The sequence below is a fragment of the Leptospira hartskeerlii genome (assembly GCF_002811475.1).
Taxonomy (GTDB): Bacteria; Spirochaetota; Leptospiria; order Leptospirales; family Leptospiraceae; genus Leptospira_B; species Leptospira_B hartskeerlii.
Genome location: NZ_NPDL01000004.1, coordinates 224,562 through 236,674 on the forward strand (window position 1 = coordinate 224,562; position 12,113 = coordinate 236,674).

General features: G+C 39.6%; 12 protein-coding genes. 9 read left to right on the forward strand and 3 right to left on the reverse strand.

The features are described from left to right. Positions 1-21 precede the first annotated feature (21 nt). The 6 genes from hisB to CH352_RS08845 all read left to right on the forward strand — a co-directional run bounded on the left by hisB (position 22) and on the right by CH352_RS08845 (position 5,666). Positions 22-603 carry an imidazoleglycerol-phosphate dehydratase HisB gene (gene hisB / locus CH352_RS08820; RefSeq protein ID WP_100704931.1) on the forward strand — a complete coding sequence of 194 codons (582 nt, stop codon included), beginning with the start codon at positions 22-24 and terminating at the stop codon, positions 601-603. Further along, a complete protein-coding gene (gene hisH / locus CH352_RS08825) occupies positions 600-1,232 on the forward strand; it encodes an imidazole glycerol phosphate synthase subunit HisH (RefSeq protein WP_100704932.1) in 633 nt (210 codons plus the stop codon). The genes hisB and hisH overlap by 4 nt, the downstream gene beginning before the upstream one ends. Continuing rightward, entirely contained in the window at positions 1,229-1,963 is a 735-nt protein-coding gene (gene hisA / locus CH352_RS08830; protein ID WP_100704933.1) for a 1-(5-phosphoribosyl)-5-[(5-phosphoribosylamino)methylideneamino]imidazole-4-carboxamide isomerase, read from the forward strand. The genes hisH and hisA overlap by 4 nt, the downstream gene beginning before the upstream one ends. A 95-nt stretch (positions 1,964-2,058) precedes the next feature. Further along, positions 2,059-3,276: a vitamin K epoxide reductase/DsbA family protein gene (locus CH352_RS08835; protein WP_100704934.1), complete on the forward strand. Its 1,218-nt coding sequence runs from the start codon at positions 2,059-2,061 to the stop codon at positions 3,274-3,276. An 8-nt stretch (positions 3,277-3,284) separates the two neighbouring features. Further along, a complete protein-coding gene (locus CH352_RS08840) occupies positions 3,285-3,827 on the forward strand; it encodes a hypothetical protein (protein WP_100704935.1) in 543 nt (180 codons plus the stop codon). An 18-nt stretch (positions 3,828-3,845) separates the two neighbouring features. Next, complete coding sequence (locus tag CH352_RS08845; RefSeq protein ID WP_100704936.1) at positions 3,846-5,666, forward strand: DUF885 domain-containing protein; 1,821 nt, start codon at positions 3,846-3,848, stop codon at positions 5,664-5,666. Here the strand turns inward: CH352_RS08845 and thiD are convergent. Genes thiD through CH352_RS08860 form a run of 3 tightly spaced genes read right to left on the reverse strand, consistent with a single transcriptional unit; the run spans position 5,663 to position 8,649 of the window. After that, the gene (gene thiD, locus CH352_RS08850; protein ID WP_100704937.1) at positions 5,663-6,466 is read right to left on the reverse strand and encodes a bifunctional hydroxymethylpyrimidine kinase/phosphomethylpyrimidine kinase; all 804 of its coding nucleotides are present in this window, start codon (positions 6,464-6,466) and stop codon (positions 5,663-5,665) included. The genes CH352_RS08845 and thiD overlap by 4 nt on opposite strands. Before the next feature lie 18 nt (positions 6,467-6,484). Further along, on the reverse strand, positions 6,485-6,838 hold the full coding sequence (locus CH352_RS08855; protein ID WP_100704938.1) for an MGMT family protein: 354 nt from the start codon (positions 6,836-6,838) through the stop codon (positions 6,485-6,487). Further along, positions 6,835-8,649, reverse strand: coding sequence for a sensor histidine kinase (locus CH352_RS08860; protein ID WP_100704939.1), 1,815 nt, complete (start codon positions 8,647-8,649; stop codon positions 6,835-6,837). The genes CH352_RS08855 and CH352_RS08860 overlap by 4 nt, the downstream gene beginning before the upstream one ends. A gap of 27 nt (positions 8,650-8,676) precedes the next feature. On the opposite strand from CH352_RS08860, the gene rsgA reads away from it, so the two are divergent. From rsgA to CH352_RS08875, 3 genes are all read left to right on the forward strand, one after another. Next, complete coding sequence (gene rsgA / locus CH352_RS08865; protein WP_100733509.1) at positions 8,677-9,645, forward strand: ribosome small subunit-dependent GTPase A; 969 nt, start codon at positions 8,677-8,679, stop codon at positions 9,643-9,645. Then, positions 9,629-10,942, forward strand: coding sequence for a hypothetical protein (locus CH352_RS08870; protein WP_100704941.1), 1,314 nt, complete (start codon positions 9,629-9,631; stop codon positions 10,940-10,942). The genes rsgA and CH352_RS08870 overlap by 17 nt, the downstream gene beginning before the upstream one ends. Positions 10,943-11,146: 204 nt before the next feature. Then, positions 11,147-12,076 carry a FecR family protein gene (locus CH352_RS08875; protein ID WP_100704942.1) on the forward strand — a complete coding sequence of 310 codons (930 nt, stop codon included), beginning with the start codon at positions 11,147-11,149 and terminating at the stop codon, positions 12,074-12,076. The last annotated feature ends 37 nt before the right edge of the window (positions 12,077-12,113 follow it).

The window sequence follows — 12,113 nt, forward strand, 5'->3', positions numbered from 1 at the left end:
GGAAAGTAGGGTCAGGATAGAATGAAAGAAGAACGCAAAACTTCGGAGACGGACATCAAGCTCTCCCTGAATATTCGGGGTACAGGAAATTATAAATTCGATACTCAAATCCCGTTTTTCGAGCATATGCTTTCCCATGTTTCTAAACATGGTCTTCTGGATATTGATCTATGGTTACGAGGCGACATAGAAATCGACTGTCACCATAGCGTTGAGGATACTGCTATTCTTCTTGGTGCGACTCTTCACAAGCAGTTGGGAGACAAAGCAGGTATCCGAAGATACGGTCATTATACCCTTCCAATGGACGAGGTTCTTACCACTGTTGCTGTGGATCTGGGTGGTAGGTATTATTATAAATACACCGGTCCGGAACTCGTTGGTAAGTTTGGAATATACGATGCTGAGCTGTCGTTGGAATTCCTACAGAAATTTGCTTTGAATGCAAAGATGAATCTTCACGTTCATGTTCACTATGGGGAAAATCGTCATCATATTCATGAATCTATTTTTAAAGCTTTCGGTAAGGCTTTGAGAATGGCGATTGAGATTGATCCTGCTGCGGGCGGAGCAATTCCTTCTACCAAGGGCGTTTTGGAATGATTGCCGTTCTTGATTACGGAATGGGGAATATCCACTCCTGTTTAAAAGCGATCTCACTCTTTACTAAAGATTTTTCTTATACTAAGGAACCTTCCGTTTTGAAACAGGCGGATGCGATCATTCTTCCTGGCGACGGGCATTTTGATAAGGCAATGAAAAATCTAAATGAATCCGGTTTGAGAACTTTCGTGGATGACCATGTTAAGGAAGGAAAACCTTTGTTCGGGATTTGTATCGGTTTTCAAATTTTGTTCGAAGATTCCGACGAAGTTGTTTCCGAAAATAAGAATGCGACTGTTCCTGGACTCGGTTATGTCAAAGGTAAGATCCGTAAGTTTAAGGGAAAAAACTACAAGGTCCCTCATATCGGATGGAATAAATTATATAAAAGAAATCCTTCTAAAAGTAATTTATTGAAAAATTTAGAAGACGAATCATTCGCTTATTTTATACACTCCTACCGTCCCGTTGGAGTGGAGAGTTCCGCGATTACCGGTTTCTGCGATTATTATGGGGAGAAGTTTCCCGCAGTAGTTGAGAAAGGAAATATTTTCGGAACACAGTTCCATCCCGAAAAATCCTACTCCTTCGGTCTAAAGATTCTGGAGAATTTTATTCAATCCTTATGATTTTAATTCCGGCCATCGATTTGTTGGATAATTGCGCTGTCAGATTATTCAAAGGTAAATACGACGAAAAAACAATCTACTCCACCGAGCCTTGGAAACTTGCGGAAGGTTTTGAAAGAAACGGTGCCACCCTCCTACATCTTGTCGATCTGAATGGTGCTAGAAATCAGATAGGGATTAATACTGAATCTATTTCAAAAATTCGTAAATCTTCTAATCTAAAGATCCAACTAGGCGGAGGGATACGCGATAAGGAGAAGTTGGAATATTACAATTCCATTGGTATTGATCGTTTTATTCTAGGAACTGCTGCCGTAAACAATCCGGAACTTTTAGACTTCGCTTTGAAAAAATATGGAGAAGATAGGATCGTCGTAGCGGTAGATGCCAGAGACGGTATAGTCAAAATAGCAGGTTGGGAAGTAGACTCCGGCGTGAAGTATCTGGACCTTCTGGAAAAAATGAAACAGGCAGGTATCCGTAATATTATTTTCACGGACATCGCACAAGATGGAACTTTGGCGGGTCCAAACCTTAACGCATATAAGGAAATTTTAAGTAGATATAATTTTCAAGTAATAGCCTCCGGTGGTATTTCTTCTTTAAAAGACATCATGGCATTATCTACATTAGGGACTTCTGTTCCAATGTATGGCGTAATTACTGGAAAAGCTTTATACGAAGGTAAAATAGATCTGGCCGAAGCTATTACAAGCCTGGGCTCCGATTAATTTTTAATTCCTGTTTATCAGCACCGATCCGCATATTTTTTCTTTCCTTATGCCTTCCTGGTACGTATAAAGGTATTTTGTAATCGGAGTCCCGAATGAAAAAACTGTCCCCTAGCTCTATTCTTGCCGTAATTTCCGGTATCGCTGCATTTATCTCGTTCTTATTGATCCGAAAATATTTCGGAGGAGAGACTGCAGATGGACTCGCGCAGTCTCTTTGTGATGCAGTCAGTGAATCTGGTTCTTGTTCTAAGGTTTCCGAAAGTAGCATCTCTGCGATCAGAAATGTTCCTTGGTTAGGAGATCTTCCGATTGCACTTTTCGGATTCGCATTTTACGGATTCGTTACATACCTTTTTATCCGATCCGAAAAGAGTCCTGAAAACAAAGAAGGTTACCTTCTTCTTTCCTTTTACATTTTGCTTGTAGCATTGGTGATCGATCTTGGATTATTCTCCGCTTCCGTATTTTATATAGATGCGATTTGCGGACTTTGCGCGGTTACTTGGATCTCTACTTTGATCTTGGTTGCAGGGACCTTCTTCCAAATTAAAGACTATAAGGACAAGTCGTTGAAAAAAGCATTCAGCATCTTTCAACTGGAAGGTTTAAATACTTATATAGTAGTTTTATTGTTCTTAGCGGCAGGCCAGATCGGAGGAAAATCTTTCCACGACTCTTTAGTAGATGGAGAACATACAGGTGTAGCTCAGATCCAAAAACAATTGGCTGATTACGAAAAAGCACAACCTGTTTCAATTGATCTGCAAGGCTCTTCTATTCAAGGAGATCCTAATGCCCCGATTACCATCGTAAAATTTGCCGACTTCAATTGTGGCCATTGTATGGACACTTCTCATATTCTAAAAAGAATTTTGAGAGATTATCCAGGATTAGTAAAAATCGTTTATAAAAATTTCCCGTTAGACGCGAATTGTAACCGATTGGTCCAATCTCCCCGTCCCGATGCGAGTTCCTGTGTGGCTGCTTCTGCTGCGATATGTGCGGATAAGCAGAATAAATTCCCTGCAGTTTACGAAGGACTTTATAGAAATACCGAAAATAGGATCGCTCATTCTCCTGCTTCCGTTCTGAGTTTAGCTCAACAAGAAGGATTGGATATGAATCAGTTCCGAGCTTGTCTATCTTCTCCTGCGGTCCGTAATCAGATCAATAAAGAAGTAGATGATGCAGCGAAGGTAGAGATCCATAGTACACCTAGTTTATTTATTAATAATAAACCGATCCAAAGTGGAACTCCTAAGGAAGCTTTCTTAAGAGCTTTGATTGAAAGTTTAATTAAAAAGGTCTGAGGTTTTAAGTGTCGGAAGCAGCCGAAGTCTCCAAAAAGAATTTTTATTGTAGGAACTGCGGCTCTTCCATTCTTTCCGATTCGGAAAAATGTTTGTTTTGCGGTTCTTACCAGTTACCTGGAAGAATTCCTTTTTTCAAATTTTTATCCGAAAGTAGATTATTTAGGACGGCATTCTTTTTTCCTTTTTCGGCTCTGATTGCTTTTGCACTTCCAATCATACACGCGTTGAATCCGATCCCATTCTTAGATTGGTCTTGGATACTTCTCATTTCCTTTTTCTTTTTTACATTCTCCATCTTCGGATTCGTTTCAGAATGGATCTTTTTGAATAAGTTCAAAGGAGATGCAAAAGATTTTAGAGAAGGATTTTTCGAATGGCAGAAGACTTTGTATCTTCGCAATCCTTATCTTTCCTATTTCGGAATGTTCTTATTCGTATGCGTTCCTTTATTAAATTGGGAAAACCATTTTTCTTTTGCGGCGTCTTCTTCCGCAATTTGGACACTCTTACTCGTATTTTTATCTAAGATCCTCATTCCACTTTTCTAAACATCGGAGTATCCATCCATGCTGAAGAAGATCCTGATCATCTCTTTATCGACTATTACTATACTTGCCATTTCTTTAGGAATTTTAATTTGGCATACGATCAATTTCAGACCTATCACATTAGGTTTATATTATGAAAAGATCTTTTGGGAGAATGTTCTGGATGATCCGGAAACGCTAACCTCTCTTAGGATTTTGGATTCTTGGGGGATTACCTCTCACAATTACAAATGGTCGGACTCTTCTCCTGAAAAGGAAATGGAAAGAGCAGACAAAGCGAAACGAGATTTGGAAATTCTTAAGACGTACGATTCTTCCGGATTAAGTGGAGAAGATAAGATCTATTATAAGGCTTTAGAATGGGATCTTGAGTTAGCTGCCGATTACGAAAAATTTATTTATAATTCTTATCCGGTAAACCAACTGTTTGGCGTTCAAAATCATATTCCTTCCTTTTTAGCAACTTCTCATATGATAGAAGATTATGAAGATGTGGAATCTTACATTGTTAGGCTCAAAGGGATTTCTGCAAAATTGGATCAAGTGATCCGTGGTTTGGAGATCAGACAATCAAACGGTGTAATCCCACCCGATTTTATTTTGCGAAGGGTCTTGGATGAATTAAAGAATTTCCGGGTTAAAAATCCGGAAGAGAATATTCTTTACGTAAGTCTCCGCAAAAAATTAGAGAAGAATGATGAAATCCTCTCCGAACAGAAAACTTCCTCTTTAGCGGAAGTGAAAAAGATTTTAGAAAGCTCGGTCTATCCGGCTTATTCTAAACTCCAAAATTTTTTAGAACAACAGCTTAAGTCAGCGGATAATAAAGCAGGAGTTTGGAAGCTTCCGAACGGCGAAAAGTTCTATGAACATACTTTAAAATATCATACTACAACAAATCTTTCTCCACAGGACGTTCATTCTATCGGACTTTCGGAAGTAGCGAGGATCCAAACCGAGATGAAATCCATTTTAGAAACCTCAGGGATCAAAGTTTCAAATTTGCAAGCAACCATGAAGCAGTTGAGAGAAAAACCTGAGTTTCAATTCCCGAATACTCCGGAAGGAAAAGAAAAAGTCATAGAGGTTTATAAAGAGATCTTAAAAGAATCGATTGAAAGATCTAAACCCATCTTCCCGTCTTGGCCTAGAGCAAAAGTGCAAGTGGAAAGAATTCCTGAATTTAAAGAAGCAGGGGCACCCGGAGCGTATTACGAAGAACCAAGCTTGGATGGAAAACGTCCCGGAGTATTCTACGCAAACTTGCGCGACTTAAAAGAAATTCCTAAGTTCGGGATGAACACATTGACTTATCATGAAACAATTCCAGGACATCATTTGCAGATTGCTTGGTCCCAAGAATTAACTTCTGCACCTAGAAAACTACGAACCACACATTTCACTGCATTTGTAGAAGGCTGGGCTTTATATGCGGAAAGACTTGCAAAAGATTATAATTTTTACTCCGCCCCATACATCGATTTAGGAAGACTACAAGCCGAGCTGTTTAGAGCCGTTCGTTTAGTTGTGGATACTGGAATTCATTATAAACGTTGGAGCAGAGAAGATGCGATCCAATATATGTCCGACAATACTGGGATGGCTCCTAAAGAAGTTTCTGCAGAGATTGAAAGATATATTGTCTATCCGGGGCAGGCTTGTTCTTACAAGATAGGGATGATCTCTTTTTTAAAAATGAGAGAAGATTGGAAGTCCGTCAAAGGAGAAGCCTTCGATATTAAAGAATATCATGGTTTTGTTTTAGGAAAAGGTTCACTTCCATTGGAAATTTTAGAAAAAGCCTCTAAGGAAGAATTGGGGCTCGTTCCTAAAAACTAGAGTTTTGGATTATGATTTAATGTCTTTGTCTTTCCTGCGGGGAACGACTGCAAAATTGCCGCATGTAGGAATTCCCTTGCTTTAGGCACAGATTCTGAAAGAGGAAATCCTTGGGCCAAGTAAGACGCAATCGCAGAAGAATAAGTACATCCGGTTCCATGCGGATTAAAGTCCTCTACGAAAGGTTTTGTATATTTTATAGTTTTTCCATTCGGAATTCCTAATACGTCCAGCGCCTCTTTGGAATTTTTGATATGTCCACCCTTTAATAAAACAGGCACACCTAGTTTTTTAGCAAGGGAAATTGTCTCCGACTCCATTGAATCGATTTTGGAAATTTCACCTGAGCCTAATATTTTTGCCTCATCCAGATTTGGCGTAACGAGACTTGCCATTGGGACTAATTCTGAGATCAGAGATTGGATTGCTTCATCTTGTAAAAGTTTGGCTCCGCTTGTGGCAACCATCACAGGATCTATTACTAACTTGAAGTTTTGACCTTTAGCTTTGTACTCTTTTAGGATTTTAGAAATTCTCAGGATTAGACTTTCGGAGAATAACATTCCGGTTTTGATCGCCTTCACAGGAAAATAAGAAAGCACAGCTACGAGTTGTTTTTCTAGAAAATCAGGATCTACTTCTAAAATTCCGGTGACACCGTCAGGATTTTGAGCCGTTAAACAAGTGATCACAGATGTTCCGAAAGATCCGGTGGAGTTGAAAGTTTTTAGATCTGCTTGGATCCCCGCTCCACCTCCGGAGTCAGAACCTGCGATTGTTAATACTACCGGCTTTTGCATTTGGGACCTTACATTAAATTAATCAGGCCAGCCGAATCGTTTCCAATCCACGACCTCTTCTCTAGAAAATTTGATACCTTCCGATTCTAAAAGTTTTTTTTGTATAATTGCTCTAGGAGTATCTCCTCTGTGGGAAATTTTTCCCATACTATTGATGACTCTTTGCCAAGGTATCTTCTGCTCTTGACTTTTTTTTAATGCATTTAATGCGTAACCAACTGCCCGGGCCGCCCTGGGTTTTCCGATTAGAACCGCAATCCTACCATAGCTTGTAACTTTTCCTTTCGGGACCTTCTTTACGATTTTATAAACTAGGTCGTAAAAATTCTCTGCCTTTGGTTCTATCTTTTTCTTTTTGGGTTTAGCGGTCATACGGCAGGTTTTTCTAAATTTGTCTCTGCAATTGGCTGAGGAGGTCTAAGAGGTAGTTCAACTTTGAATACAGTTTTTCCAGGCATGGACTCCACTGTGATCTTCCCTTTGTGTTTTTCTACGATACCTTTTACAATACCAAGACCAAGCCCGGAACCTTCTCCTTGGTCTTTAGTAGTGAAGAATGGATCCCAGATCCTATCTTTGATAGAAGGATTAATTCCTGGGCCATCATCCTGTACTTCGATCGTAACTGTGTCGCCGGCAGAATATACAGATAGTTCAATCGTGCCCTGGCCTCGAATGGCTTGGTTTGCATTCTGGATTAGATTAGTCCAGACCTGGTTTAGCTCATCCGGATTACATACAACCTTAGGAATTGCGGAGAAGTTCTTCTTCACTTCTACTCCATACTTAAGTTGATTGTTCATGATCACCAAAGTGTTTTCGATACCTTCAATCAAATCCGCGCTAGTGAAAGATTTGCTTTGGTCTAAGTGAGAATAATATTTTAAAGCTTTTACGATCCGAACAATATTTTTGATAGAATATTTGATATTTTTAATGTTTCGATTCGTATTGGAGGCATGTTTTAGCATTTCATATCCAGGTTTTGCGCCTTGTGCTAAAATTTCCAAGATGTACTTTCTCACTTCCATAATATCGTTTTCGATAATGAAAGAGGCTACTTCTCCTGCTAGGGAAGTTTCTATTCCCATTTCGATCATCTCTTCTTTCATTTCTCTTTTGATCCGAAACTTATCCTTGGATTCCATGATCTGGCTTTTTTTCCGATCTCTCAAGATATGAAGAAGTGCGACTTCGAATGATTTTCTTAATTTCTTGTTTCTTGCAAATCTGACAATTTCGAATACGTTCTTTACAATATAATTCATATTCGATTCAAGATTGTCTGCGGAACCGTTGATCACTCCGGCTGGAGTATTGATCTCATGTGCGATCCCCGCAACCATGGTTCCTAAAGAAGCCATTTTTTCGGACATGATTAACTGAGATTGCGCGCTCTCCAATTCCTGGGTCCTATGACGGACTTTTTCTTCCAGTGTTTCAGTAAGTTCTATTAGTCTTTCGTAAAAAATGGAATTGGAAAGTGACATTACAGAAACGGATCGCATCTCGTTCAGTTTTTCCAGTTCGGAAGCAGTGTACCTTCTTCCATCGTTCTTAGGCCCTAAGACAAGCATTCCTAAGAGGCTTTTATTTAGGATAAAAGGAACGAGAAGATCCGCCTTTGTTTTTGCCGCGAAAGAAAGCGCATGTTCTTTGATCTGTTGTAGTTTTACGTTATCTACAAATTCTTCGGAATAAAAAATTTTATCGTGTTCAGTGATCCATAAAAGGAAAGGATCGAAGATGTAAAAATGGTCTTCTACGATATCTCGAGGATAAGGGGAGAATTTTCCAAGATCTTCTCTCCATAAATAAATTTTGGCCCTGCTTGCATCGATGATACTTGGTAGAAATTTCAGTATTTTATCGCATACACTTTCTGTGATGTTGGTTGCAATAAGATCACTTTTGAATTTATCTAACGAAGAAAGGTATTTTACGTATTCTTGGTCCGTCAGTTTGGAAAGTGCGGATGATAAGTTCCATGCGGGTCCAAACTCGTTGAACCAGATCCAAACAAAAACAGCGGCCAATGTGGTAAAAGGCAAACTGATGAGAAGCACGATCGTACGATCCGGATCCAAGGATCTGAAATCCAAACCGAATATTAGCGCCGATTGCAGAAGGAATGCGGCTAAAACAAGACCGAATATTGGTCCGAATTTGCGTATGATTTTCATCGCGTGCCCGTAAAATTAGGCTTAAGAATGTCTACTTCCACGATTCCAGTAAAGGAGTTTTTTACGATAGCAAGGGTCTTTGGGGCCTTCTATGATTTGTATTCACCCGAAAGAGGAAGAGTAAGAGCCGTACTCAGAGGGAGGCTCAGAAATATTGCCGCAAAAGAAAGACATCCCTTTGTTGTAGGCGACAGGGTTTGCGCAATGGAATCAGGCGGAGAATGGGCTATCGAAGAAAGATTGTCCCGTAAAAACGAACTTCTACGTAAAAGTAAAGAGGGGGATGCACAGGTACTTTGTGCAAATGTAGATCAAATTGCAGTACTCGCCTCTTTAAAAGATCCTGAAACTAAAGATGGATTTTTGGATCGATGTTTAGCGGCGGCATATCTGTCCCAGGTCCCTCCTCTAATCATATTCACAAAATCGGATTTAGTGGATCGAGAAACTGCGATTAAACGCTCTTCCGTTTATAAAGATCTAGGCTATGAGGTAATTATCGTATCTTGCCAGACCGGCCAAGGTCTAGAAGAACTTTATTCCAAGTTTTCTTCTAAAACGACCTACTTGGTCGGAAATTCAGGAGTCGGAAAATCTAGCTTAGTAAACGTCTTATCGGATAGGGAATTGCAAAAAACTTCTCAGGTCAGTCTTTCCACTAAGAAGGGTAAACATACGACTACAAACTCCAACTTTCTGGTCCTGGACGATAATATCGTGTTAATCGATTCTCCAGGTATTAAAGAATGGGGGATCTTACATTTGTCCAAAGGTGAGATCTTGGAAAGTTACCCGGAATTGAGAAAGTATAAAGAAGAATGTGATATTTCCGACTGCTGCGACGCGGGCCCTGGATGCAAAATGTTGTTTTCTATGGGAGAAGCGACCGATATAAGTACGGAAAGAAGAAAGAGCCTGGAATCTATGCTTGCAAGCTTGGAAAACCCGTTTAGAATCACACGTAGAGATCACTTAAAGAATGAAAGTAAATCCTAAATCGATAGAATACCGCTCGATCGAAGAGGTCTTAAACTTCGTAAACGTTTACGACACAGGAAATATGTTACGTTTCCTAAATGCGATCGAAGACAATAGCGGCAATATTCTAGTAAAGGAAGAGGTTCAGGTAAAAGAATCCGCTCTTACTCGACTGAAAGAAATTAAGGGTCAGTACAATCCCGAATTTAAGATAAAATTAACTAAAGAATTAACCGGCCAAATCCAGGACAAACTTGCCGAAAAGATCGTTTCGCAACTCAAGCAAACGGATAAAAAATTCTTAAAATTCATGTACGAAGAGAATAGATTCAACTTTAAGGGAATTATTCGGAACGGGATCAATAATAAGAAACATCTACTCGCACTCTTTAAAGTTTACGAAACAAATCCTCACTTTTTCAAACATATCTGTGAACTAGGTTTACTTGCTCTAGGAATTGTTTTGATCCCGGATGCACTAAAATACAAAATGTTACGCAGATACTCTTTCCTTGGCGGGATCTTTATGGATATCGCTAGGGTTACGGGGGACCATTGGAACAAACCGTTTCCTGACGATACCGAAAAAACAAGGATCGCGAAACAATGTGCTAACTTCATGCAGAAGTTGGATCTTCCCGAATTCGTATGTTCCGCTGCTTCTAACCATGTTCCTCTAGGATTACAAGACAATATAGATGTACCGGCAGCTGGTCCTAAAAAATCTGAAAGAGAAAATCCGGATGAAACATTCTTTGCTGAGATGATGGTGGATGATGGAGAAAGTGATTCCACACCAGACGACGAAGAAGACGCAGGACTTCCTGATAAATCGGAAGATCTATTACGCGAACTTCTTACCGACTCATTAAAGATAGCAAGATATATCCATACTGTTAGTTCCTTTTCTCACGATAAAGAATATGTAATGGAAGAATTGGTGTACTTCTTGGCATATAATACATCCAGGGGTTACTTCAACGAAGTGCTTGCCAACCCTTTGGTGAACTTATTCAAACAATTTGAAGAAAACGTAAAGCGTATGCGTAAATTAGCGGAAGTGGAGATGCAATGTCTTCATCCTCCTGCTGCTTGGGCCTATCCAAAACCTAAAGCAAGCCAGGTTCTATGTAAGAATAAGGTCTGGGATTGTCCGAATATTGTGCAAGGTTGGGATATTCATGTCATCTCTTCCCAAGAAGCATTCGGTTGGGTAGGCTCCAGTCTAAGTGCGGATCATTATCCGAAGTGTAAATTGGAAGAAGAACTAGATTCTCTACCTGAAATTGAGCCTAAAAAGGTAGAGAAAAAATAGAATTCGTTCTCAAATCGCTAACCCTTAAGGGTTAGTTTTCAGACTTTATAATATAATCTGCCAAAGGGACATTTTTAGGAAATTTTTTTCCAAACCAAATCTTTTGCTTTTTGTAAAATGGTTTAAACAGAAGTATTGGTAAAAAGTCCTTGTTAGTTTGTTATATCTAGAGGATTCTTAAGCTTAAAAAGCGGGGGAGAATATATGTTAAAAAATAAAAGCACCCTAATTCTAATGACTCTACTAGCAGTTAGTTATCTAATCGCTTGTAGTCCTAAAACAAGCAGTGGCCAAGTTAAATCGGAAGCAGTTTCTTCAACAGCTAAGATTGTTTGGTTGAACGGTGATGTAAAAGTCCAATCCGCCGAAGGTGAGAAAAAAGCCGAATTCGGTCAGACTGTAACTGCTGCAGACACTATCCTTACCGGTAAAAACGGATCCGTAGAGATCATGGTTGCCGAAAGTGGCATCATCAAAGTTTCCAAAGAGACTGAAGTATCTATTGCTGCTCTAGTCGGAGACGAAGGAACTAACGTTAAAGTCAATCTGAACTACGGAAGGATTGTAACTCTGGTTCGTAAAGAGAACAAAAACTCCGATTTCAGCGTAGTAACTCCTACTGCTCTTGCGGGAGTTCGCGGAACTACTTTCTTAACTTCTGTTGAAAACCCAACAGGTACAAAAGTGAACTGTGCAGAAGCTCATTGCGATGTTAAATTCGCAGTATTAGAAGGTTCTGTTGCAGTATCTAAAGTTGGAGAGGAGTCCGAAGTCATCTTGGAAAGAAACAGAGAGATTACTCTAAAGAAAAACCAAAAGTTGACTGAAAAACTGATCCTTTCTTTGAGACCTGAGTCCGTAAAAGAACTGAAAGGACTCATCGTTCTTAAGAAAAACGACGTTTTAGAATACAATAACCTGGTGGATGAGTTGAAAGCGTCCAGCGAAGAACTTCGCATTTTAAGCCAGGCTTCCACAGTGGAGGAAGTTCGCACTCAATTGCAGAAACGTGAAGCTACTAGAGCCAACGCGGACGAAGTAGCAAGAACCGCTCAGCAAGTGAACGAAACTAAATACGTCCAGCAAGACGTTCAAAAAGAAAAGTTGAAACTCAACGCGAAAGAAACTTTCTAATTTAGTTTCTTTTCTCTTTTCCGCTTTTCTATTCTAA

Coding starts and splice junctions, on each gene's coding strand:
- thiD (WP_100704937.1), bottom strand. CDS start 6,466: ATGCAAAAGCCGGTAGTATTAACAATCGCAGGTTCTGACTCCGGAGGT.
- CH352_RS08835 (WP_100704934.1), top strand. CDS start 2,059: ATGAAAAAACTGTCCCCTAGCTCTATTCTTGCCGTAATTTCCGGTATC.
- CH352_RS08855 (WP_100704938.1), bottom strand. CDS start 6,838: ATGACCGCTAAACCCAAAAAGAAAAAGATAGAACCAAAGGCAGAGAAT.
- hisH (WP_100704932.1), top strand. CDS start 600: ATGATTGCCGTTCTTGATTACGGAATGGGGAATATCCACTCCTGTTTA.
- rsgA (WP_100733509.1), top strand. CDS start 8,677: ATGTCTACTTCCACGATTCCAGTAAAGGAGTTTTTTACGATAGCAAGG.
- CH352_RS08875 (WP_100704942.1), top strand. CDS start 11,147: ATGTTAAAAAATAAAAGCACCCTAATTCTAATGACTCTACTAGCAGTT.
- CH352_RS08845 (WP_100704936.1), top strand. CDS start 3,846: ATGCTGAAGAAGATCCTGATCATCTCTTTATCGACTATTACTATACTT.
- hisB (WP_100704931.1), top strand. CDS start 22: ATGAAAGAAGAACGCAAAACTTCGGAGACGGACATCAAGCTCTCCCTG.
- hisA (WP_100704933.1), top strand. CDS start 1,229: ATGATTTTAATTCCGGCCATCGATTTGTTGGATAATTGCGCTGTCAGA.
- CH352_RS08860 (WP_100704939.1), bottom strand. CDS start 8,649: ATGAAAATCATACGCAAATTCGGACCAATATTCGGTCTTGTTTTAGCC.
- CH352_RS08870 (WP_100704941.1), top strand. CDS start 9,629: ATGAAAGTAAATCCTAAATCGATAGAATACCGCTCGATCGAAGAGGTC.